Origin of the sequence: Comamonas aquatica (assembly GCF_018064205.1) — a bacterium.
GTDB classification, from domain to species: Bacteria; Pseudomonadota; Gammaproteobacteria; order Burkholderiales; family Burkholderiaceae_C; genus Comamonas; species Comamonas aquatica.
The window spans coordinates 627,010-649,901 of sequence record NZ_CP072916.1 but is presented as its reverse complement, the minus strand read 5'-3'; the positions used below and the strand labels follow the sequence as shown (position 1 = coordinate 649,901).

20 protein-coding genes and 1 pseudogene are annotated in these 22,892 nt (G+C 66.9%); 10 read left to right on the top strand and 11 right to left on the bottom strand.

Annotated features, from left to right (window positions below; translation table 11 throughout):
• Window positions 1-3: 3 nt before the first annotated feature.
• Window positions 4-2,394 carry a phosphoenolpyruvate synthase gene (gene ppsA, locus KAQ61_RS03035; RefSeq protein WP_210930451.1) on the bottom strand — a complete coding sequence of 797 codons (2,391 nt, stop codon included), beginning with the start codon at window positions 2,392-2,394 and terminating at the stop codon, window positions 4-6.
• Window positions 2,395-2,578: 184 nt separating this feature from the next.
• Here ppsA and ppsR point away from each other — a divergent pair, with 184 nt between their 5' ends.
• The gene (gene ppsR, locus KAQ61_RS03030) at window positions 2,579-3,415 is read left to right on the top strand and encodes a posphoenolpyruvate synthetase regulatory kinase/phosphorylase PpsR (RefSeq protein WP_042415487.1); all 837 of its coding nucleotides are present in this window, start codon (window positions 2,579-2,581) and stop codon (window positions 3,413-3,415) included.
• A gap of 96 nt (window positions 3,416-3,511) precedes the next feature.
• On the opposite strand, the gene KAQ61_RS03025 is transcribed toward ppsR, so the two are convergent.
• From KAQ61_RS03025 to KAQ61_RS02990, 8 genes and pseudogenes are all read right to left on the bottom strand, one after another.
• The gene (locus KAQ61_RS03025) at window positions 3,512-4,351 is read right to left on the bottom strand and encodes a heme ABC transporter ATP-binding protein (protein WP_210930450.1); all 840 of its coding nucleotides are present in this window, start codon (window positions 4,349-4,351) and stop codon (window positions 3,512-3,514) included.
• The gene (locus KAQ61_RS03020) at window positions 4,348-5,403 is read right to left on the bottom strand and encodes a FecCD family ABC transporter permease (protein ID WP_210930449.1); all 1,056 of its coding nucleotides are present in this window, start codon (window positions 5,401-5,403) and stop codon (window positions 4,348-4,350) included. Before KAQ61_RS03020 ends, KAQ61_RS03025 begins: the two co-directional genes overlap by 4 nt.
• A complete protein-coding gene (locus KAQ61_RS03015; RefSeq protein ID WP_420839377.1) occupies window positions 5,400-6,290 on the bottom strand; it encodes a heme/hemin ABC transporter substrate-binding protein in 891 nt (296 codons plus the stop codon). The genes KAQ61_RS03020 and KAQ61_RS03015 overlap by 4 nt, the downstream gene beginning before the upstream one ends.
• 13 nt (window positions 6,291-6,303) lie before the next feature.
• Window positions 6,304-7,391 (bottom strand): annotated as a pseudogene (locus tag KAQ61_RS03010) (hemin-degrading factor).
• 76 nt (window positions 7,392-7,467) lie between these two features.
• Window positions 7,468-9,639 (bottom strand): TonB-dependent hemoglobin/transferrin/lactoferrin family receptor, encoded by a 2,172-nt coding sequence (locus KAQ61_RS03005; protein WP_210930448.1) that lies wholly within the window; start codon window positions 9,637-9,639, stop codon window positions 7,468-7,470.
• A gap of 159 nt (window positions 9,640-9,798) precedes the next feature.
• Window positions 9,799-10,980 (bottom strand): sugar transporter, encoded by a 1,182-nt coding sequence (locus tag KAQ61_RS03000; protein WP_210930447.1) that lies wholly within the window; start codon window positions 10,978-10,980, stop codon window positions 9,799-9,801.
• Window positions 10,981-11,117: 137 nt separating this feature from the next.
• Window positions 11,118-11,870 (bottom strand): MBL fold metallo-hydrolase, encoded by a 753-nt coding sequence (locus tag KAQ61_RS02995; protein ID WP_338026745.1) that lies wholly within the window; start codon window positions 11,868-11,870, stop codon window positions 11,118-11,120.
• Window positions 11,871-12,112: 242 nt separating this feature from the next.
• On the bottom strand, window positions 12,113-12,778 hold the full coding sequence (locus KAQ61_RS02990; RefSeq protein WP_042415466.1) for an NAD(P)-dependent oxidoreductase: 666 nt from the start codon (window positions 12,776-12,778) through the stop codon (window positions 12,113-12,115).
• A 107-nt stretch (window positions 12,779-12,885) separates the two neighbouring features.
• Between KAQ61_RS02990 and KAQ61_RS02985 the strand changes: the two genes are divergently transcribed.
• Window positions 12,886-13,797: a LysR family transcriptional regulator gene (locus KAQ61_RS02985; RefSeq protein ID WP_210930446.1), complete on the top strand. Its 912-nt coding sequence runs from the start codon at window positions 12,886-12,888 to the stop codon at window positions 13,795-13,797.
• A 162-nt stretch (window positions 13,798-13,959) separates the two neighbouring features.
• Here KAQ61_RS02985 and ppk2 read toward each other — a convergent pair whose 3' ends face one another.
• Window positions 13,960-15,102 carry a polyphosphate kinase 2 gene (gene ppk2 / locus KAQ61_RS02980; protein ID WP_210930445.1) on the bottom strand — a complete coding sequence of 381 codons (1,143 nt, stop codon included), beginning with the start codon at window positions 15,100-15,102 and terminating at the stop codon, window positions 13,960-13,962.
• A 172-nt stretch (window positions 15,103-15,274) separates the two neighbouring features.
• Between ppk2 and KAQ61_RS02975 the strand changes: the two genes are divergently transcribed.
• Complete coding sequence (locus KAQ61_RS02975; RefSeq protein ID WP_210930444.1) at window positions 15,275-15,916, top strand: DUF4124 domain-containing protein; 642 nt, start codon at window positions 15,275-15,277, stop codon at window positions 15,914-15,916.
• Here the strand turns inward: KAQ61_RS02975 and KAQ61_RS02970 are convergent.
• The gene (locus KAQ61_RS02970; RefSeq protein WP_244982965.1) at window positions 15,804-16,751 is read right to left on the bottom strand and encodes an SDR family oxidoreductase; all 948 of its coding nucleotides are present in this window, start codon (window positions 16,749-16,751) and stop codon (window positions 15,804-15,806) included. The genes KAQ61_RS02975 and KAQ61_RS02970 overlap by 113 nt on opposite strands.
• Before the next feature lie 132 nt (window positions 16,752-16,883).
• On the opposite strand from KAQ61_RS02970, the gene KAQ61_RS02965 reads away from it, so the two are divergent.
• From KAQ61_RS02965 to trhA, 7 genes are all read left to right on the top strand, one after another.
• Window positions 16,884-17,921, top strand: a complete 1,038-nt coding sequence (locus KAQ61_RS02965; RefSeq protein WP_210930442.1) for a CDP-6-deoxy-delta-3,4-glucoseen reductase — start codon at window positions 16,884-16,886, stop codon at window positions 17,919-17,921.
• A gap of 236 nt (window positions 17,922-18,157) precedes the next feature.
• Window positions 18,158-19,129: a Bug family tripartite tricarboxylate transporter substrate binding protein gene (locus tag KAQ61_RS02960; protein WP_042415575.1), complete on the top strand. Its 972-nt coding sequence runs from the start codon at window positions 18,158-18,160 to the stop codon at window positions 19,127-19,129.
• A 281-nt stretch (window positions 19,130-19,410) separates the two neighbouring features.
• Entirely contained in the window at window positions 19,411-19,938 is a 528-nt protein-coding gene (locus KAQ61_RS02955) for a plasmid pRiA4b ORF-3 family protein (protein WP_210930441.1), read from the top strand.
• Between the two features lie 320 nt (window positions 19,939-20,258).
• Entirely contained in the window at window positions 20,259-20,714 is a 456-nt protein-coding gene (gene azu, locus KAQ61_RS02950) for an azurin (RefSeq protein ID WP_042415445.1), read from the top strand.
• A gap of 168 nt (window positions 20,715-20,882) precedes the next feature.
• Entirely contained in the window at window positions 20,883-21,236 is a 354-nt protein-coding gene (locus KAQ61_RS02945) for a hypothetical protein (RefSeq protein WP_210930440.1), read from the top strand.
• Window positions 21,237-21,276: 40 nt separating this feature from the next.
• Window positions 21,277-22,075, top strand: a protein-coding gene (locus KAQ61_RS02940; RefSeq protein ID WP_409819019.1) for an IS5 family transposase whose coding sequence is annotated in 2 segments (ribosomal slippage) — window positions 21,277-21,549 and window positions 21,551-22,075 — 798 coding nt in all. Because the reading frame shifts where the segments join, the coding sequence is not laid out codon by codon here.
• 166 nt (window positions 22,076-22,241) lie between these two features.
• The gene (gene trhA / locus KAQ61_RS02935) at window positions 22,242-22,862 is read left to right on the top strand and encodes a PAQR family membrane homeostasis protein TrhA (RefSeq protein ID WP_045267771.1); all 621 of its coding nucleotides are present in this window, start codon (window positions 22,242-22,244) and stop codon (window positions 22,860-22,862) included.
• Window positions 22,863-22,892 lie beyond the last annotated feature (30 nt).

Here is a 22,892-nt window from a genome sequence, read left to right as displayed (position 1 = left end):
GTCTTAGCCCGCCAGTTGCTGCCAGGTGTCGATCACGGTGTCGGGGTTCAGCGAGATCGACACGATGCCCTTGTCCGCCAGCCACTGGGCGAAGTCGGGGTGGTCCGAAGGGCCCTGACCGCAGATGCCGACGTACTTGCCCTGCTTCAGGCAGGCGTCGATGGCGCGCTCCAGCATCTTCTTGACGGCGGGGTCCCGTTCGTCGAAGTCGGCGGCCAGCAGTTCCAGGCCGGAGTCGCGGTCCAGGCCCAGGGTCAGCTGGGTCAGGTCGTTCGAACCGATGGAGAAGCCGTCGAAGTACTCCAAGAACTCTTCGGCCAGGATGGCGTTGGAAGGCACCTCGCACATCATGATCAGCTTGAGATCGTTCTCACCGCGCTTGAGACCGTTGTCGCCCAGCATGGTGGTCACGCGCTCGGCCTGCTTCAGGGTGCGCACGAAGGGGATCATGATCTGCACGTTGGTCAGGCCCATGTCCTCACGCACGCGGCGCAGGGCTTCGCATTCCATCTTGAAGGCTTCGCCGAAGTCTTCGGAGATGTAACGCGCGGCACCGCGGAAGCCCAGCATCGGGTTCTCTTCCTCGGGCTCGTAGCGGCTGCCACCGATCAGCTTGCGGTATTCGTTGGACTTGAAGTCCGACATGCGCACGATCACGGGCTTGGGCCAGAAGGCGGCGGCAATCGTGGCCACGCCTTCGGCGACCTTGTCGACGTAGAAGGCGCGGGGCGAGGCATGGCCACGCGCCACGGATTCCACGGCCTTCTTCAGGTCGGGGTCCACGGCGGGGTAGTCCAGGATGGCCTTGGGGTGCACGCCGATGTTGTTGTTGATGATGAATTCCAGGCGGGCCAGACCCACGCCGCCGTTGGGCAACTGGGCGAAGTCGAAGGCCAGCTGGGGGTTGCCCACGTTCATCATGATCTTGGTCTTGATCTCGGGCATTTCGCCGCGGGTGACTTCGGTCACTTCGGTCTCGATCAGTCCGTCATAGATCTTGCCGGTGTCGCCTTCCGAGCAGGACACGGTCACCAGGGTGCCGTCCTTCAGGCGGGCGGTGGCATCGCCGCAGCCGACCACGGCAGGAATGCCCAGTTCACGCGCGATGATGGCGGCGTGGCAGGTGCGGCCGCCACGGTTGGTCACGATGGCGGAGGCGCGCTTCATGACGGGTTCCCAGTTGGGGTCGGTCATGTCGGTCACCAGCACGTCGCCAGGCTGGACCTGGTCCATCTGCGAAATGTCGGACACCAGACGAACGGGGCCGGTACCGATCTTCTGGCCAATAGCGCGGCCTTCGGCCAGCACATTGCCGGTGCCCTTGAGCTTGTAGCGCAGTTCGGCCTGGCCCTTGGACTGGCTCTTCACGGTTTCGGGACGTGCCTGCAGGATGTACAGCTGGCCGTCGGTGCCGTCCTTGCCCCATTCGATGTCCATGGGACGGCCATAGTGCTGCTCGATCACCAGCGCGTACTTGGCCAGTTCCTGCACTTCGGTGTCGGTCAGCGAGTAGCGGTTGCGCAGCTCTGGGGCCACGTCGGTGGTCTTGACTAGCTTGCCGGAGGCGGCCTTCTCTTCGGGCGAGGAGAACACCATCTGGATCAGCTTGGAGCCCAGGTTGCGGCGGATCAGCGCGCTCTTGCCGGCCTTGAGCATGGGCTTGTGCACGTAGAACTCGTCGGGGTTCACGGCGCCTTGCACCACGGTTTCGCCCAGGCCATAGCTGGAGGTGATGAACACCACTTCTTCAAAGCCGGACTCGGTGTCGATGGTGAACATCACGCCGGCCGCGCCCAGGTCGGAGCGCACCATGCGCTGCACGCCGGCGGACAGGGCCACCACGTCGTGGGCAAAGCCCTTGTGCACGCGGTAGGAGATGGCGCGGTCGTTGTACAGCGACGCGAACACTTCCTTCATCTTGTGCAGCACGTCGTCGATGCCCACCACGTTCAAGAAGGTTTCCTGCTGGCCAGCAAACGAAGCGTCGGGCAGGTCTTCTGCGGTGGCGGAAGAGCGCACGGCGAACGAAGCGGCGTCGTTACCGCCTTGCAGCGTGATGAAGGCCGCACGGATGGCGGCTTCCAGATCGGCCGGGAAAGGCTGGGCTTCCACCAGGGCACGGATTTCGGCACCCACCTGAGCCAGGGCGCGCACGTCTTCGACGTCCAGCGCCGCCAGCTTGGCGGAAATCTTGTCGGCCAGGCCTTCGTAGGCCAGGAATTCGCGGAAAGCGTGGGCCGTGGTGGCAAAGCCCGTGGGCACGCGCACGCCCTGGGGCAGCTGGGAAATCATTTCGCCGAGCGAGGCGTTCTTGCCGCCTACGACTTCGACGTCGCTCATACGCAGTTGTTCGAAAGGCACGACCAGAGCGGTCGCTTCGAAACGGTTAGACATGGGGAGGCTCCAAAGTTAAAAACCGGTATGTCCCGCATGCCTGCCCACCACATCTTGGATGTTCTGGTTGTCGGCGGTCGACCTGCATGCGAGCGAAATTTGGGAATAATGGGCGCCATTGTAGGCCCGGGGCACGATTTCCGCCGTGACCCCGGGTGTTTGATCTGATTGGATAAGCCTGCCCATGCACACGCGCACCGTATTCGTTATTTCGGATGGCACAGGGATCACTGCCGAGACCTTTGGCACCGCCCTGATGACCCAGTTCGACATCAAGCCCCGCATCGTGCGCATCCCCTTTGTTGACACCGTGGACAAGGCCCACCAGGCGGTACGCCAGATCAACCACACGGGGGATGTGGAAGGCAAGAAGCCGATCGTGTTCAGCACCCTGGTCAACCAGGAGGTGGTCACCATCATCAACGCCCATTGCAAGGGGTTGCTGATGGACATGTTCGGCACCTTTGTGCAGCCGCTGGAAGACGAGCTGGGCATGAAGAGCCAGCACCGCGTGGGGCGCTTCTCGGACATCAGCCAGAGCAAGGAATACCTGGACCGCATGGAGGCCATCAACTACACGCTGGCCCACGACGACGGCCAGACCAACCACGACCTCAGCGGCGCCGACGTGGTGCTGGTGGGCGTGAGCCGCTCGGGCAAGACCCCGACCAGCCTGTACCTGGCCATGCAGTTCGGCCTGAAGGTGGCCAACTACCCGCTGATCCCCGAGGACTTCGAGCGCAAGAAGCTGCCCCCGGCGCTGGAGCCCATCCGCAAGAAGCTGTTCGGCCTGACGATCGACCCCGTGCGCCTGTCCAGCATCCGCAACGAGCGCCGCCCCAACTCGCGCTACGCCAGCCTGGAGAACTGTCGCCACGAAGTGCACGAGGCCGAGGCCATGATGCGCCGCGCCGGCGTGAGCTGGCTGTCGACCACCACCAAGTCGATCGAGGAAATCTCGACCACCATCCTGCAGGAAGTGCTGCCCCACCGCCTGGGCATGGGACACGGCCACGGCTGAGGCCCGCAGGCGGCACCCTGCCCGGCCCCGCCATCTTCAAATTCCGCATAAAAATAGCTGCTAGCGCATATACAGCAAGCGTTGGCAGCTATTTTTTTACAAGCATAGCTCGACCCCGGGACGTGGCGCCGGGGCAAACAGGTACTGCAGTGCCCCATCCTGCATGCGCACCGCTTCGCTGTGGATGCCCCAGACCCGGGCCATGCAGTCCGGCGTCAGGATGTCGGCCACGGCGCCCAGCTCGGCTGCACGGCCCTGGCCGGGCACCAGCAGCACCTCGTGCGCATAGCGCAGCGCCAGGTTCAGGTCGTGCAGCACCACCACCACCCCCAGGCCCTGGGTCTGCGCCCGGATGCGCAGCAAGGCCATCACCTGGTGCTGGTGCTGCAGGTCCAGCGCGGCGGTCGGCTCATCCAGCAGCAGCCACTGGCTGCCCAGGCCGTGGGGTTGCCACAGCTGGGCCAGCACCCGCGCCAGCTGCACGCGCGCGCGTTCGCCGCCGGACAAGGTGGTGACTTCGCGCCGTGCCAGGTGGGCCACGCCCATGCTGTCCATGGCGGACTGCACGATCTGCGCCTCCTGGTGCGAAGGCTGCTGGCGGTGGGGGTAGCGCCCCATCTCCACCACTTCCTGCGCGGAAAAGGCAAAGGCCACCTGGGTTTCCTGCGCCATGAAGGCCATGCGCCGCGCCAGCTGGGCCGCCGGCAGCCGGTGCAAGGGCTCCGCCCCCAGGCACACCCGGCCCGCCGCCGGCTGGCGCAAACCCGCCATCACGGCCATCAGGGTGCTTTTGCCGGCCCCATTCGGCCCGACGATGGCCGTCAGCCGCCCCGGTGCCAGCGCGGCCTGCACGGTCGCCAGCAGCGGCCCGTGGGCCGAGGCCCGCACCTGCAGTCCGGCGCACACCAGCGCCTGCGATGCCACCGGCCCGCTCATACCCGCCCCCGGAACTGGCGCAGCATCCACAGGAACAGCGGCACGCCGATGCAGGCCGTCAGCACGCCCAGCGGCATCTCGGCCGGCTGCACCAGGGTGCGCGCCAGGGCATCGGCCGCCAGCACCAGGGCCGCCCCCAACAAGGCCGAGCACGGCAGCACCACCCGGTGGTCCGGCCCGGCCAGCAGCCGCACCCCGTGCGGGGCCACCAGGCCGATGAAACCGATCACGCCGGTCGCCGAGGTCACCACGCCCACGGCCAGCGCCGCGACCACGATGGCCCAGCGCTTGGTGCGCTCCACCGCCACGCCCATCAGCTGGGCCTGCGCCTCGCCCAGCGCCAGGGCATTGAGCGCCCGGGCCAGCAGCAGCGCTGCCGCCAGGCACACCGCTACAACACCGCCGACCAGCAGCACCGTGGGCCAGCGCGACTGGCCCAGGCTGCCCATCAGCCACAGCTGCACATTGCGCAACTGCTCATCGTTGGAGACATAGCTCAGCCACCCCATGCCCGCCCCGGCCAGGGCATTAATGGCAATCCCGGCCAGCAGCATCAGCGCAATGCGCGTGCTGCCCTGGGTCTGCGCCAGCCCGTAGATCAGCCCGGTCACCAGCATGCCGCCCGCAAAGGCGCTGCACGCCAGGGTCCAGCTGCCCAGCTTGAACCCCAGGTCGGGCCACCATTGCGGCCCCAGCACGATGGCCCCGGCCGCCGCCAGAGCCGCGCCGCTGCTCACGCCGATCAGGCCTGGGTCGGCCAGCGGGTTGCGAAACAGGCCCTGCATCAGCGCGCCGGCCACCCCCAAACCTGCGCCTGCGGCCGCACCCAGCAGCAAGCGGGGCAGGCGGATGTTCAGGAACACCAGGTGCTCCGGTCCCTGTGCGGCGTGCCCGCCCAGGGCGTCGCGCAACACCACCAGGATCTGCAGTGGGCTGATGGCATACGCCCCCTGCGCGCCGCCCCACAACAAGGCCAGCAAGGCCAGCACCACGCCACCGCCCACCGCCAGCGCGGGCGGCAGGCGCCCGGCCACACCCGCATGCGGCCTCATGCGGTCACCTGCAGCATCTGGCGGTGCAGGTCCTGCACGGCCGAAGGCAGGCGCGGACCGAAGCCCAGCAGATGGCTGGCCTCCATCGTCACCAGGGCCTTGCGGGCAAACGCCGGGGTCAGGGCCAGCTCCGGCCGCTGCCAGAACGCCGCCACCCCGCCCAGGGCTTCAATCCCCTGGGTGCTGTTGATGAGGACCTGCGGCGCCGCGGTGGCCATGGCCTCGGCCGTCAGGGGGCGGTAGCCGGCGAATGCCGTCACCACGTTGTCGGCGCCGGCCAGCGTCAGCAGGGCATGGGCGGCGGTGTCCGTGCCCGCCACCATGGGTGATCCATTGTGCGAAAGGATGAACAGGGCGCGCGGTCGCCGCGTGGCATGGGTCACCTGTCGGCTCACCTGGGCCCATTCCTGCTGCAGGCGCTGGGCCAGTTGCACGGCCTGGGCCTCGCGCCCGGTCACGCGGCCAACGGTTTCGACCTTGCGCAGCACCTCCTCGAAGCTGTGCTGCGCAGGCACCAGTTCCACCCGCACGCCGGCCGCGCGCACCTGCTCCAGCACCACGGCCGGCCCGGCATCGGCCGCGCCCACCAGGGCGTCCGGCTGCAGGGACAGCAGTCCCTCGGCGGACAGCTGGCGCAAATACCCCACCTTGGGCGTGCGGGTGGCGGCCTCGGGGTACAGGCTGGTGGTGTCCGTGGCCACCAGCAGCGATTGCGCCCCCAGGGCATAGACCACTTCGGTGAGGGCGCCGCCCACGCTGATCAGACGGCGCACGGGCCGGCCACGCTGCTGCGCCCATGCCGGCCAGGCCGCCGCCATGCCCGAGGCGGCAAGGGCCGCCAGCCACTGGCGGCGCGGCCAGGTCTGCGGTGCGAACTGTGGGTGCATTTCCCGTCTCCCCTCAGGCACGTGGCAGGCTTTCGGCCAGATCACGCCAGGCGGGCAGCTCCCGCTCGCCCGGCTTGCGCACCCCGAAGAACATGGCCACCACATCGCCGGACGCATCAAACAGCTCCACCGAGGTCACCACGCCGTCGCTGGTGGGCTTGCGCACCAGCCAGGCCGCCGTGATCAGGTCACGGCGCAGGTGCAGGTTGAAGCCAGGGTCCAGCACATTGATCCAGTCCGCGCCCCCGGGTGTCTGCATGGGCTTGATGTGGTGCACGGGCCCGGAGTGGATCTGGATGCAGCCCTTGCTGCCGACGAACACCATGATGGGCACGGCCGCCGCCGCGGCCTGCTGCAGCAGCGGGGTCACGGCCCCCAGGTGCAGCGGTTCGCAGAACTCCCCCCGGGTCAGGCGAAAGCTCTGCTGGCGCTCGCACTCAAAGTGGCGCAGCATGCCGAAGAACTCGTGCGTGTCCTGCATGTTCGCCCAGGCCTGGCGCAGGCCTGCGGCGTCGATGCTGGCATCGTCCTTGACCACGGCCCGCGGCTTGGCCGGCACGAAGCCATAGTCCTGCTGTGCATCGGCAAAGCGCTGCACCACGGCCTCCCAGGCCTGCAGGTCGGTGCTGGGGCGCACATAGATCTTGTGCACCGCCACGCCATGCTGGTTGAAGAACTGCAGGCTGCGCTGCGCTGCGCTGCCCCGCCCTGGCCCGGCTCGGTCACGGCGAAACCGGCATGCCACTGGAAGAAGAAGAGGCGCAGATCGATGTCGTCGTTGTTGCACAGGGCCACCTGCCCCTCGCGGCTGAAGCCCTGGTAGATGCCATCCTTTTCGTGGACGACGGACTCGTTGCGCGTCAAGGCCATCAGCGTGCCGCAAGGCGCCAGCGCCGACAGGATTTCGAACCACTGCGGCGCCAGCGCCAGGGCTTTGAGGGGCTGCGCATGCGTCCCCACGTGGGCGGCGACCACCGCCCCCTCACTCAGGCCCACGGATTGGGCGGCATCCTTGGCGCGCAGCCCCTGGGCGCGCGCCTGGGCAAAGGCCTGGCGTATCGCGGCGTGATCGGCCAACGGTTGTTCCACTACGGCATTCATGGTGTTGCTCCTGGTTTGGAAAAAACGGGCGCCATGCCGACCGTGCGGCATGGCGAGGGGGCTGGCGGAACCGGCCTCAGAAGTCAGCGACCAGCGAGACGCGCAGGTTGCGCCCCGGGTTGCTGTAGGCGTCGATGGCGGCACGCTCGGTGGCCGTCGTCACACCGCGCACATCGGACCAGTTCCAGTACTTCTTGTCGGTGAGGTTGAACAGGCCCAGGTTCAGGCGCACGCCCTTGCGCAGCTCCACCTGGCCGCTCAGGTCCAGCACCTTGGACGCAGGGCTCAGGAACAGGGCCGTGCTGCTGGACGGCACATCGCGCGGCTTCTTGGCTGCGGTGTAGGTGGCCGCCAGCTCCCAGTTCCAGCGCGCCGCCTTCTGGCCCAGGCCCAGCTTCAGCTGGTGGGGCGAGATGCTTTCCAGGCCTTGGCCGTCCTCGCCCGTGCCCTTGGTGTAGCCATAGCCGCCGCGCAGATGCCAGGCCCCGCCCCAGGCCCGACCCAGCTCGGCCTTGGCCTTCAGCTCCACGCCCTTGATCGTGGCCTGCGCCTGGTTGCGCGACTGCTGCAGGCTGATCACCGGGGCGGTGCCCACCGAGCCGGCGTTGGCATAGCGTTCGATGAAGTTGCGGTAGCGCCCGTAGAACGCCGCGGCCTCCCACTGGAAGGCGCCCTCGGTCTGGCGCAGGCCCAGGTCGAAGTTGTTGCTGGTTTCGGCCTGGAGGTTGGGATTCGGCAGGATGTAGTAGCCATAGAACGGCGTCACATTGCCAAAGAAGTTGTTCAGCTCGCCCGCCGTGGGTGCACGGAAGCCGCGCGCATAGTTGGCATACAGCTGCAGGCCCCCGGCCAGGTTCCACTGCGTGCCCAGCTGCGGCAGCCAGGCATCGAAGCGCTTGGACACCGGTGTGCCCCCCGAGGCCCCCATGTTGATGCTGCCGGCGTCGGCGTCGATATCGACCGATTCGTAGCGCAGGCCCGGTTTGACCAGGAAGGCACCCAGCTCGATGTTGTCCTGCACGAAGGCGCCCCAGCGCGTGGTGCGGGTGTCCGGCCCCTTGGGCACCGAGGTGGTCACACCGTTGTCGGTGGACAGGCTGTCGAAATCGTTGTCCAGGCGGCTCAGGTCCAGCCCATAGTGCAGCGCATGCGCCCCCCACTGCTTGCGCGCCTGCACGCCGGCCTGCAGCATGCGTTCGTCGTAATGGTGGTCGCGCACACGCATGCCATTCCCCGTGCTGGTGTCCAGCCGCAGCTGCTGGCGGCTGCTGCTGTCCTGCCAGGCCAGGTAGCTGCTCAGCAGGTCGGCGGCCGCGCTGCGCACCCGGAAGTCCGACTTCAGCGACACCCGGCTGCGCGTGCTGTCGTTGTCGTCGATGTGGCTGCGGGTGGTGCCGTTGGCAAAGTCGTGCAGGTTGTTGACATGCACGTCCTGGCGGCGGTGTTCGGCCGTGAAAACATGGGTCTGGTCGGCATCGGGCTGGAAGACCAGCTTGGCCAGCACCGACTGGCGGCGGTTGTCTTCCGGATTGGGCTGGGTGCGCTGCAGGCCCGTGCCACCCACGGTGCCCATGTTGTCGATCTCGTCGCTCCACTCGCCGTTGACGGAGAGCAGCCACTGCCATTGCGCCGAAGCCTTGCCCGCCAGCGCAGCGCCTGCGGTCAGGCCTTGGTTTTCGCTGCGCCAGCCCAGCAGGGCCCGTCCGCCCAGGGTCTTACCGTCCTTGAGCAGGTCGGCCGGCAGCAGGGTGCGCATATTGACCACCCCGGCAATCCCGCCGGCCGGCAGGCTGACCGGCGACACGCCCTTGTGCACCTCGATGGCCGACAGGGTCAGCGGGTCGACATGGTCGCGGCCGAAGCTGTGGCTGTTCATGAAACTGTCGGCCTCTGGCTGGGCAATGCCGTCGATCAGCATCTGCACCCGGTTGCCACCCAGGCCGCGGATTTCAAACCCGGTATTGCCCTCGCGCCCGGTGGTGCCCGAGATGCCGGTGCCGCGCTTGGGCTGGCGTGGCACTTCCACGTTCACCATGTCCCGGGTCGCATCGCGGATGTCCAGTACCTGCTGGCGCTCCAGATCGGCCTGGTTCAGGGACTCCACCCCATAGGTGGTGGACAGCTCCGAGGCTTGCTCGGTCACCACCGTCGTCGGCAACTGCGGCTCGGCCGCTTGCGCTGCTGCACACCCCCCAGCCCACATGGCCGCGCACGCCACTGGGCGCAGGCCTCCCCACAACTGTGTCATAGCTCGTTCTCTCTTCCTTCATTTGGTGATATCCAAACGCTGGCGAACCTAGGAAGAACGAAAACGACCTGGGGGTGGCTGGCTGTGCGCGCATTATATGCGAATAATTCTCATTAATTGACACAAGACAACCGTTGGTCCCTTGGACTGGATTAAAGATTAAGGCCTGCCCGACCAGCGCCGCTGCGACCAGACACACCACACCAGCCCCAGCGTGGCCAGCGCACCGCCGACCCAGCCGATGTGCTGCATGCCGGCATGCAGGCTCACCTGGCTGCCCAGCAGCGCCCCGGCGCCGATGCCGATGTTGAAGATGCCCGAGAACAGCGACATGCCCACGTCCGTGGCATCGTGGGCCAGGCTCAGCACCTTGGCCTGCATGGCCAGGGCCATGCACATCATGGCAATGCCCCAGACCACGCAGACCGCGTACAGCAGCGGCACCTGGGCGCTGGCAGGGCCCAGCAGGCACAGGCTGAGTGCCATGCCGGCAATCGCCAGCGGCAGGAAGCTGCGCGCCAAGCGCAGGCCGTAGGCACTGAACAGCAGGCTGCCGACAATCCCCATGCCGCCAAACAGCAGCAGCACCACCGTGGTCACATGCGCGTCCAGGCCTGCCACGACCTGCACAAAAGGCTCGATGTAGCTGTAGACCGTGAACTGCGCCGTCACCACACACACCAGCAGCAGGTACAGGGCCATCAGCGCAGGGCGGCGCAGCAGCACCGGAATGCTGGAGGCCGAGCCTGCGTTCTCACTGGGCAGCTGCGGCAGGTTGCGCGCCAGCGCCAGCATGACGACCACCGCCAGTGCGCCAATCGCCCAGAAGGTGGTGCGCCAGCCCAGCCAATCCCCCACCACGCGCCCCAGCGGAATGCCCATGACCATGGCCAGCGTGGTGCCCGTGGCCAGCAGGCCCAGGGCCTGGGCCTTTTTGCCCGGCGGGGCCACGCGCACCGCCAGGGCCGCCGTGATCGACCAGAACACCGCGTGCGAGAAGGCCACGCCCGCGCGGCTGAGAACCAGCATGGCAAAGCTGTTCGCCAGCCCCGACACTACATGGCTGGCGATGAACACAGCGAACACCCCCATCAGCAGCTTGCGCCGCTCCATGTGCCGCGTCAGCAGCATGCAGGGCAGCGAGGCCAGGGCCACGATCCAGGCATAGATGGTCAGCATCAGGCCCACGTGCTCGGCCGGCATGCCAAAGCTGGCGCCGATGTCGCCGAGCATGCCGACCGGCACAAACTCGCTGGTGTTGAAAATGAAGGCGCCCAAGGCCAGCGCGCACACGCTCAGCCAGGCGCGCAGGTTGGAAGCGGGGGAAACAGGGGAAGACATGCGCAGGACAGAAATGAAAACGCACCCCGCAGGGTGCTTGATGGTCAACACGTAGCGGCCTTGTCCACAAGGCCGCCCGGTCCCGCAGTCTAGCCATTGTGCCGGGCGCCGGGTGTGCTGGCCTGCGCACCCCCTGTTCAGCCCCAGGCCATTTCCCCCAGGGCCACCTTGGCGCCGATTTCCAGCGAGACCTTGCCCTGCAGGTGCGGGTAGCGCTGCAGCATGTGGGCGATCAACTGGGCACTGCCGGAGGACTGGGCCAGCGCTTCTTCGAACGCCAGCAGATAGTCCCGCGTGAAGCGCAGGGCCCCGGCATCCAGTACGCCTTGGGGCCCCATGTGGCCGGGCACCACCCGTTGCGGCTGGCGCGCCAGCATGGCGTCCAGGTTGTCACGCCAGGCCCGGCGTGCCGCAGCGCTGGGGGTGTCGGCCGTCCAGACATGCAGGTCCGAAAACACCAGCACCCCACCCACGATGGCCTGCAGCGACGGCACCCACAGGTAGCGCCGGTTGGCCAGGCCCTGCGCGGCCACGATCTCGATGCGCTGGTCTTCCAGCATCAGCACCGACTCATCGAACGGCTGGGCAAAGACCACGTCGGCGCGGGTCTGCGGGCCGTTGTCCTTGAGCTGCGGCCCCCAGACAGCCAGTTTCTTGTCCACATTCGCCGCAATCGCCGCGATGGTCTCGGAGGCCGCCAGAATCCGCGCCTGGGGAAAGGCGTCGCGGATGGGCGCCAGGCCAAAGTAATAGTCGGGATCGCTCTGGCTGATGTAGATGGCCTGGAGCGTCTTGCCCGTCGCCGCGATGGCCTGGGCCACGGCCCGGCCATCGGACAGGGTGAAGCCACCATCCACCAGGATGGCGTCCCGGGCCCCGCTGAGCAGCACGGGCGCCCGCGAGAAGCCGTGTTCATCGGCGGGGAAGTGGGTCCACTGCAGGGCAGCCGGCTGGGCCGCCTACACCGCCAGCGACGGGGCTGCCAGGCCCACCGCGGTCATTTGCAGAAAATGGCGACGTTGCAACATGGAGAGATTCATGGGTTCAAACAAGGGGCGCACGGCCACAGGGTGCGGGCCGCTGCGGTGCGCCAAACACAGGGACCGGCCCGTGCAGTGGCCGGCAGCGATCATCAATAGGCCACGGTGAAGCGTTGGCGCACATGCGCCTGCTGCTCCAGCGCATCCACCAGGGCCACGGCCAGGTCGGCGGCCGAGATGTCGCCCGGTGTGCCATCGGCCTGCATCAGCGGGGCATCCTGGCCGGTGCGGTACTGGCCGGTGCGGCCCTGGGACTGGGCAGCCGAGCCGCCATGGAAGCCGATGGGGGGGCTCAGGAAGCTCCAGTCCAGGCCGGTGTCCTGGGTCTGCAGCAGGGTCAGCACATCGCGGGCCGCGGTGGCACCGGCCTTGATGGGGGCGGGGAATTCCGGCGTATCGACCAGTTGCACGCCGGGTGCCACAAACAGGCTGCCCGCGCCGCCCACGACCAGAAAGCGCGACACGCCCGCGTCCTTGACGCCCTGCAGCGTGGCACGGCTGGCGCGCATGAAATCCTCGTAGATGTTCGGGTTGGTCCAGCCCGCGTTGTAGGCGCTGAGCACGGCCTGCGTGCCACGCACGGCCTCGCGCACGGCGGCGGCGTCCAGCACATCGGCCTGCACCACCTTCAGATGCGGGCGCGGTGCCAGCTTGGCGGGGTCACGCACCAGGGCCACCACGTCGTGGCCGCGCTGCAGCAATTCTTCCAGCAGGGCCGAGCCCACGAAACCAGTGGCACCAATCAGAGCAACTTGCATGTGCTATCTCCTAGCAATTGAACAATGGCTAAAGTTTAAAGGTCTGAAACCGGCAAAAACCACGCAGATTGCACCAACACTTTGAAGTACAGCTTCACAATAGCGGCATGGAAGACCTCAAACGCATGGCCGTGTTCGCCGCCGTGGTGCAGGCGGGCAGCATGACGGCCGCCGCCCGGCAGCTGGGCATGACGCCCTCGGCCGTGAGCCAGCACATCCGCCAGCTGGAGCGCCAGGCCGGCGTCACCTTGCTGCACCGCTCCACCCGCCAGATCGCCCTGAGCGATGCCGGCCAGCGCTTTTACGTGCAGTGCGCCACCTTGGCCGATGCCGCGCAGCGCGCACGGGCCGAGCTGGTGGCCGAACGCCAGCAGCCCAGCGGCGAGCTGCGCCTGTCCGCCCCGGTCGGCTTTGCCCGGCATGCGGCCCCGGCCCTGGGCGCCTGGCTGGCGCGCTTTCCGCAGCTGCGCCTGGGCCTGCTGCTGGACGATGCCACCATCGACCTGATCCAGGCGCGGGTGGACGTGGCCCTGCGCTTTGGCCACCTGCCCGACTCGACCTGGGTGGCGCGCAAGCTGGCCAGCACCCCCAACTGGCTGTGCGCCGCGCCACGCTGGGTGGCCGCACAGCCACAGCCGCTGCAGCACCCGGAACAGTTGAGCAGCGCGCACTGGCTGGCCCTGCACCGTTCCGGCGATGCCCTGCGCACCCTGCAGTGGCGCCACCGCGGCACGCAGGCGCTGTACAGCCTGCAGCTGCTGCCGCACCTGCACAGCAACCACCAGATGGCCGTGCAGGAGCTGTGCGAGGCCGGCCTGGGCGTGGCCCTGCTGTCCGCCATCGACGTGGCCGACCGCGTGCGCGACGGCCACCTGGTGCGCCTGCTGCCCGACTGGGAGATGGGCCTGCTCGACATCTGGGCAGTGACGCCGCAGCGCGATGCCCAACCCGCCAAGGTGCGCCAGGCGATCGCGGAACTGCAGGCCTACTTTGCGCAGCTGGACGGCACGCTGCGCTGAGCCTGCACCGCTGCGCACCAAAACAAACAGCACCGTGGCCGGTGCTGTGGGTGGTTGGCAAAAGTTGATAGCTGACAGCGCTTGACCCGCGCGCACTTCAAAGGCTTAACCCGTTGAAATGCTTGCAGAACATGCGCCAGGCGCTCTTGTTTTCGCAGTCTCTCAGTTCGCGGCCTTTTCGCCGCGCTCGTACACGGCCGAGGCGCGGCCGACGATCAGCGAGTCCAGCTTGCCCACCTTGTCCAGGTCGCGGTTCTTGTAGGCCAGCTTGTGCAGCACATAGCGCATGGCATTCAGGCGCGCGCGCTTCTTGCAGTCGCTCTTGATCACCGTCCAGGGCGCATCGGCGGTGTCGGTTTCAAAGAACATCGCCTCCTTGGCGCGCGTGTAGTCGTCCCACTTGTCCAGCGAGGCCTGGTCGATGGGGCTGAGCTTCCACTGCTTGAGCGGGTGCGTCTCGCGCTCCTTGAAGCGGCGGCGCTGCTCCTTGCGACTGACGCTGAACCAGAACTTGATCACATGCACGCCGCTGTTGACCAGCATGCGCTCGAACTGCGGCGCATCCTGCATGAACTGGCGGTACTGCGCGTCCGTGCAAAAGCCCATCACGCGCTCCACGCCGGCGCGGTTGTACCAGCTGCGGTCCAGCAGCACGATCTCGCCCGCCGTGGGCAGGTGCTGCACGTAGCGCTGGAAGTACCACTGGCCCTGCTCGGTCGGCGAAGGCTTTTCCAGCGCCACCACGCGCGCACCGCGGGGGTTCAGGTGCTCCATGAAGCGCTTGATGCTGCCGCCCTTGCCGGCCGCATCGCGCCCTTCGAAGACGATGACCACGCGCTGGCCGGTCTCCTTGACCCAGGCCTGCAGCTTCAGCAGCTCCACCTGCAGGCGGAATTTCTCCTTTTCATAGACCGAGCGGCGCAGCAGGTTGGCATACGGATAGCCGCCCTCCTTCCAGTCCTTGGCCAGTTCCTCGTCCGGGTTGGGGCGCGGCTCCTTCTTGCCGGTGCCGTCCAGCTTGTTCAAGGCCTTGCGCAGCGCCTTCTGGTCGTCGGGGTCGGAGCCTTCCAGCAGCGCGCGCAGCGCCTTGGCGCGTTCCTTGTCGGTGCCCGGCGCGTCCAGCACGCTCAGCACCGCAGCCACCCGGCGTTTTTGTGCCGCCTGCGTGGCCTGGCCGGCCACGAACTGCTCGATCGACTTGGCATCCTGGCCCACCGCCACATCGCCGGCGGCGGCTTTGCGCTTGCCGTGCTCGGCCGGGGGCGCCTCGGATTGGGAATTGCTGGGGGTGGGCTTGTCGGCCATACGCGAAAACTCCTGCCCCTGCACGGCCGCGCGCCGTGCAGAGATTCATAAACAACATCACATCCAGCGCTTGACGATACCATTGACCGACACCCCTGCAAGGCATCGCACTGACAGCAGATGCCGTGCTTCTCTGTTGCCCACGCCGGGTTTCCAGGTCAAAGTTCGATCTATGTCAATGTGCCCACCTGCCGCTTCGCTGTTCCGCCGCCCTGGCGTGGCACTGCTGTGCGCCCTGGCGGGCGCCTGGATCGCCGGGCCCGCCCAGGCCCAGGTGTTCCGCTGCACCGATGCCCAGGGGCGCGTCACCTACACCGGCACCCCCTGCGCACCCAGCCAGAGCGGCAAGGAGGTGCTGCCCGCCCCGACCCCGGAAGAGCGCGCCCAGCAGGAAGCCCAGTACCAGCAGGCACTAGAACGCCGCCGCGCCGAGCAGGCGCTGCAGGCCGAGCGCGAAGCCGCCCAGGCCCAAAGCGACGCCGCCCGCGCGGCCGAGCAGGCGGCCCAGCGCCCCCAGCCGCCGGTCATCGTGCAGGTGCCGCCCAGCAGCCCGCCGGTGGTGGTGCCCAGCTATGGGCCGTTCTACCCGCCGCGGCCACCGCATGGGCGGCCTCCGCCCCCCCACGGCCGCAGCCGCCCGACACCAAGGCCGACGGCTACAACTGCAATGTGTTCCGTTGCTACGACGGCAAGGGCAATACCTACCCCCGCCCCTGACCAGCCGCAAGCCCCTCGGTCACCGTGGGCCAGGCCAGGCGCACACGCAGCTCCCGCAGCATGCGCGTGTTGCGCAGCCGGCGTGATTCGCTCATGAAGCTCAGCATCATCGGCGGCAGCACCTGCTGCGCCTCCTGGCGCGACAGGCGCGCAGGCTGCGGCAGGCCGTAGATCTGCGCCGCCAGATCAAAGTAGTCACCCATGCGCAACTCGGTGTGGTCGCACACGTTGTAGACCCGCTGGGGCCGGCCGCGCCACAGGGCGGCGCGCAGGGCCTGCGCCAGATCGTCGGCGTGGATGTGGTTGGTGAACACATCGTCCGCCGGGCGCAGCACCGGCAGCCCCTTGAGCAGGCGGCCCTGCGGCGTGCCGCCCTCGCGGTCCGGCGCGTAGATGCCGGGAATGCGCAGCACATTCACCCGTGCACCGCTGCGCCGCCCCCAGGCACGCAGTTGCTGCTCGGCATCCACGCGGCGGCCCGCGCGTTCGGTGCCTGGCTGCAGCGCCCGGGTTTCGTCCACCCAGGCCCCGCCGCAATCGCCATACACCCCGGTGGTCGAGCCATAGACCAGGGCCTGTGGCGCCGGGCCCAGCGCCCGCAACAAACGGGCCGTGCGCACATCGCGCGCGCCCTGGCTGGCCGGGGGCGCCAGGTGAATCACACGCTGCGCCACGCCGCGCAGCCGGCGCAGGCTGCGCGCATCGTCCAGATTGCCCAGCAGCGGCGTGATGCCCAGGGCCTGCAGGGCCGGCCGTTTGTCGGGCGACGACGTCAGCGCCAGCACCCGCGTCCCGTGCCGGCCGGAGCGCCCGGCCTGGGCCTGCAACTGGCGCGCCACGCGCTGGCCGACATCACCGCAGCCGACGATCAGCACGCGCGTGCGGCGAAAACGGGCAGGCAGTGCGCGCGGAGGAAATTGGTTTGGAGGCAAAATCGGGCATCCCCATAGATAAGCCATGCAGGGGCCGCAACCATTGCGGCCCCTTGCATTTGTAACGTCTGTCGTAGGCCAGCGCCCTGCAACGCAGGGGCTGGCGGAGCAACCACCAAGGATAGCCAGAAGATGACTGCCCCCGCCTTCCAGATCACCGTGCAACCCAGCGGCCGCGCATTTGCAGCCACCGACAGCGAGACCATTTTGGCCGCCGCCATCAGTGCCGGCGTGGGCCTGCCCTATGGTTGCAAGGATGGTGCCTGCGGTTCGTGCAAGTGCAAGAAGCTCAGCGGCGAGGTCACGCACGACAGCCACTCCGACAAGGCGCTGTCCGCCCAGGAACTGGCCGATGGCTATGTGCTGACCTGCCGCGCCACGGCGCACAGCGACGTGGTGCTGGAGTCGCGCCAGGTGACGGACGTCAACGCCCCGCCCATCAAGAAGATGCCGGTGCGCGTGAGCGCGCTGGACAAGCTGTCGCACGACGTCATGCGTGTGCAGTTGCAACTTCCCGCCAACACCGTGTTCAAGTACTTGGCCGGCCAGTACCTGGAGTTCATCTTGCGCGATGGCTCGCGCCGCGCCTACTCCATGGCCACCGCCCCCCACGTGCAGACCACCACGCCCGGCGTGGAGCTGCACATCCGCCACATGCCGGGCGGCCTGTTCACCGACCATGTGTTCGGCGGCATGAAGGAAAAGGAAATCCTGCGCGTCGAAGGCCCGTTTGGCAGCTTCTTCCTGCGCGAAGACTCCGACAAGCCCCTGGTGTTCCTGGCTTCCGGCACCGGCTTTGCGCCCATCAAGGGGCTGCTGGAGCACATGCAGCACCAGGGCATCACCCGCCCCGTCAGCCTGTACTGGGGCGGCCGCCGCCCCGAAGACCTGTACCTGCACAGCTGGCTGCTGGATCTGCAGGCCCGCATGCCCCAGCTGCGCTACGTGCCCGTGGTGTCCGACGCCCTGCCCGAAGACCAATGGACTGGCCGCACCGGCTATGTGCACCAGGCGGTGCTGGATGACTTTGCCGACCTCTCCGGGCACGAGGTCTATGCCTGCGGCGCCCCCGTCGTGGTGGATGCGGCGCGCACCAGCTACATCGGCCAGCGCGCCCTGCCCGAAGAAGCCTTCTTCGCCGACGCCTTCACCAGCGCTGCCGACCACTGATCTGGGGCCACCGCGCTACACCAAGGCCGCCCGTGGCGGCCTTTTTGCTGCGCCTTACGATTACTTACAAAACCCCGTACTGGACAACACAGGGCCTTGGTAGTAGCGCGCACCAAAAGTGCGCAGGCCGTCGCATCACGCACAAAACGCGCGACTTCCTCGAATCGCTTGCAACAAAAAGCCAAAACCCGTTGCGCGCCATCACTGGACGACATGAATCCTGCACAATGTCCGACATGAACCGTCGAAACATCCTGCTGTCCTCCGTGGCCCTTGCCGCAGCAATGGCCTCTCCTTTGACCCAAGCAACTGAGCAGCCCATCCGCCTGATCGTGCCTTATGCGCCTGGCGGTCCGCTGGATGTCACCTCGCGGGCCCTGGCCGAACGCGTGCGCGACAGCCTGGGCACCGTGATCGTGGAAAACAAGCCCGGCGCCGGCGGCAACATCGGCGTGGACGCCATTGCCAAGGCCGCCCCCGATGGCAAGACCATCGGTCTGGCTGCCACCGCCACCCACGGCGTGAACCCCTGGCTGTACAAAAAGCTGCCCTTCGACGCCGCCAAGGACTTTGCCCCCATCACCCAGATGGTGCGCGTGCCCAACGTGCTGGTGATGAACGCCGAACGCGCCAAGGAACTGAACATCAACTCCGTCGCCGAACTGGTCGCCTACGCCAAGTCGCACCCTGGCAAGCTCAGCTACGGCAGCGGCGGCAATGGCAGCTCGGGTCACCTGGCCGGTGAAATGTTCAAGCAGGGCCTGGGCTTTACCGCCGTGCACATTCCCTACCGTGGCGCCAACCCCGCACAGCTGGCCCTGCTGGCGCGCGAGGTGGACTTCAACATCGACAACCTGGCTGCGGCCTCGGCCAACATCAAGTCCGGCAAGCTCAAGGCCCTGGCCGTGACCACCGCCGCCGAAAGCCCGCTGCTGCCCGGCGTGCCCGCGCTGTCCAAGAGCATCCCCGGCTTCGCCATCGACACCTGGTGGGGCCTGGTGGCACCGGCCGGCACCCCGGCCGACGTGATCGACAAGCTGAACAAGGCCTTCACCGAAGCCCTGAAGGACCCCGAAACCCAGAAGCGCTTCGCCACCCTGATGGCCGAGCCCGTGCCCACCACGGCCAAGCAGTTCGGTGACTTTATGGCCGCTGAGCGCGCCAAGTACGAACCCGTGGTCAAGGCCTCGGGCGCCAGCGTCGACTGACGCCGTCGCCAGCACATGTGACCAAGGCACCTGCGGGTGCCTTTTTTTGCACCCAGTCTTGGGCCAGGCCAGCCGCACCCAGGCACCATCCATCTCATGCAGCGCACGGCCGTGCGCAAACACAAGCACAAGCGCCCGCTGCGTGCACAGGGCCGCGCCAAACCCCAGCACACCAGCAGCCAGTACTTACCCGCAGTCGCCACCGGCCTTGCATGCCTGGGGTACAACCAACACACGGGCAAGGCCGCAGCACCGCCGCCACGCCCCAGGAGGAGAGGACCATGCCCAAAATACGCCACAGCTACCAACTGCACATCCAGCTGTGCGACATCAGACCCGCCATCTGGCGCCGCTTAGTGGTCAGCGACTGCACCAACCTGGCGCAACTGCACCGGCTGATCCAGGCCGCCATGGGCTGGAGCCCGCGCCACGATTACCTGTTCGAGATCGCCGACCAGCGCTACGGCCAGCCCAACCCCGACTGGCCCGAAGATCCGACCATGGACGCCCGCCGCTACAGCCTGGGCCAGCTGCTGCAAGGCCAGGCCTTGCCCATGCGCTACGTCTACAACCTGGCAGACGAATGGCTGCACCGCATCAAGCTGGAAGCCTGCACCCCGCTGTCCGGCCCCGAAGCGCTGGGCAACCTACCCCTGTGCCTGGACGGCCGCAACACCTGCCAGCCCGACAGCGGCAGCGATGGCGCCGATGCCCCGCCCTTCGACCTCGCCTCCACCCAGGCGCGCATCCAGGCCCTGGCCCGTGCCCGCACCACCCCGGAGGCCCGTGCAGAAACTGCATTGGCATAAAGGCTATTAAAAAGATGAGCGTTTAGCCCAGTTCAAACTTCGGTTTCAAAGACAAAACACTGTCAAACCTTGGATGAATCAGCACAACACGCTCACTTATCAATACCCCACATCGGCGATTCGGCACCCTGGGGTCGGCATTTATTGATCCGCGTCATGTCCCGGGGTAAAAATCGACCCGATCTAAGTCTGCAGGCGGCTATTTCACCCAAACCTGTAAATTCAGCATCAAAATAAGTGTTGACTGGACAGCTGGAGCCCTGGCTTCACGTCTGCCGAGCACCTCTTACTTCACTGATTGATTCGGAAGGATTCGCGCTATGAAAAAGACTCTGATGACGCTGGCCCTGCTGGCCGCTGGTGGCATTGCTGCACCTGCCATGGCTGCCGACTGCGCCGTGACCGTCGAAGGTAACGACCAAATGCAATTCAATGTGAAGAACATTGAAGTGCCCAAGTCCTGCAAGAGCTACACCGTGACCCTGAAGCACGTGGGCAAGATGCCCAAGTCCTCCATGGGCCACAACATGGTGCTGACCACCACCGCCGACGCCACGGCCACGGCCGCCGACGGCATGAAGGCCGGCGCTGCAGCCGACTACGTGAAGGCCGGTGACACCCGCGTGATCGCCCACACCAAGGTGATCGGCGGCGGCGAGACCACCAGCATGACCATCGACGTGGCCAAGCTGAAGGCCGGTACCGACTACACCTACTTCTGCTCCTTCCCTGGCCACTCCTTCATCATGAAGGGTGCCCTGAAGCTGGGCGCCTAAGCGTTCGCCGCTTCCGAGCCCAGGCCACCAGCCTGGGCCGCCCCACAGCCCCGTGCGCTTGCGCCGGGGCTGTGTGCTTTGTGGACCTAGCAATTTCACGCCAACCAGGCTGCAGCGCGCATTCAGTGGACGCACAATGCGCTTTTTTCATAGCATCTGATTGCCTCCATGACCACGCAAAGCTTTGAACTGGCGTTCTTCACCATCGGCGAACTCGAAGGCCTCAGCGGTGATGCCACCACCCGCACCGCCCACATCGACATCCCTGCCGACTGTCTGCCCGTGGCTGCCACGCTGCAATCCGCCCGCCAGTGGCTGGCCGGGCAGCATGCCCAGGTCGACATGGAATGCGCCGCCGACCTGCCGCTGCGCGGCCACTTCACGTTCCAAAGTGCCCAGGGCCACCAGGGCTTCCACGTCGACAGCGCACAGCTGGTGGCCATCGACGAAGGCTTTGTCGTGCGCGCCAGCCTGGACAACGGCGTCTGCGTGGAAAGCGATGTGCTGGCACTCAGCCTCTAAGAACGTGTTTACGATCCTTCTATGACTCGACAATAGCCGAGTGAAGAGAAAGCCCTACGCCAGCGACGTCAGCAGAGAGAAGTTTGCGCAGATCGAGCCGCTGCTGCGCAGCGTGCGGCGCACCACGAAGCCGGTGACGGTGGACTTGTATGAAGTATTTTGCGCAGTGCTTTACCTGCTGCGCACAGGCTGTCAGTGGCGCTTCCTGCCACCGGAGTTTCCCAAGTGGCAAAGCGTGTACGCCTACTGGCGCAAGTGGAGTGAGCCTGACCAGCACGGTGTGAGCGTGCTGGAGCAGGCTTTAAAAAAAACAGGTTGGCGCGGCCCGCGAGAAACTGGTGCGCAACGCATGCAGCGCGTTCTTGATCGTGGACGCGCAGAGCGTGAAGAACACGGACACGGCGGCCCTGAAGGGCTATGACGCAGGCAAGAAGGTCTCGGGCATCAAGCGCCACATCGCGGTGGATGCCCAGGGCTTGCCGCATGCCATAGCGGTGACCACGGCTGAGGTGACGGATCGCAAAGGGGCACTGCAGGCGCTCAAGCGCTGCAAGCCCAACCTGGGCCGAGTGCAAAGTGTGCTGTGCGACAGCGGCTACACCGGCAAGCCTTTTGAGCAGGGTGTGCAGGAGATTGTGGGCGAGCACGTGACGGTGCAGATCGCCAAGAGGAGTGAGCTGCACACCTTCAAGGTCATGCCCAAGCGCTGGATCGTCGAGCGCAGCTTTGCGTGGCTGGACAAGAACAGGAGGCTATGGAAGAACTGCGAGCGGCTCTTGAACACCAGCCTGCAGTTCGTCCACTTGGCTTTCCTGGCCCTACTGCTCAGGAGATCGTAAACACGTTCTAAGACCTGCATCCGCCCCTGACACGGCCCGTTCCCTGCACGGGCTTTTTTGCGCAGCTGTCACGCCTGAGCTGCCAAACGCCCCCGGCCAGGCGCTGACAGTGCGATGGCCCATCGCCCGGCTTGCATTTCTGGCAGCCGCCGCCAAGATGGCAGGCATGTACCCCGGAGAACGCTTCAACGCCTGGTCCCACCTGGTCGGCGCCGTGTTTGCGCTGACAGGGGCGACGTGGCTGATCGTCACCGCCAGCCTGCGTGCCGACGCCCAGGCCATCACCAGCGTGGCCATCTACGGCACGGCCATGGTGCTGCTGTATGCCATCTCCACCGTCTACCACAGCGTGCGCGGGCGGGCCAAGCGCATCCTGCGCAAGTGCGACCACCTGAGCATCTACCTGATGATTGCCGGCAGCTACACGCCGTTTTGCCTCATCAGCCTGCGCGGGGCCTGGGGTTGGAGCCTGTTTGGCGTGGTCTGGGGCCTGGCCGTGCTGGGCATGCTGCAGGAAATCAAGCCCCGCAACGCGGCACGCGTGCGCTCTCTGGTGATCTATGCCGTGATGGGCTGGGTCGCCCTGGTGGCCACCGGCCCGCTGCTGCAGGCCCTGGGCCCTGCGGGCTTTGCCTGGCTGGCCGCTGGCGGGGCGCTGTACAGCGTTGGCGTGGTGTTCTTCGTGCTGGATGGGCGCGTGCGCCATTTCCATGGCATCTGGCACCTGTTCGTGATTGCCGGCAGCCTGGCGCACTACGTCGCGGTGCTGGGCTACGTCGTGCCGTGACGACCCAAGCCTGCGCCTGAGATCGCAGCG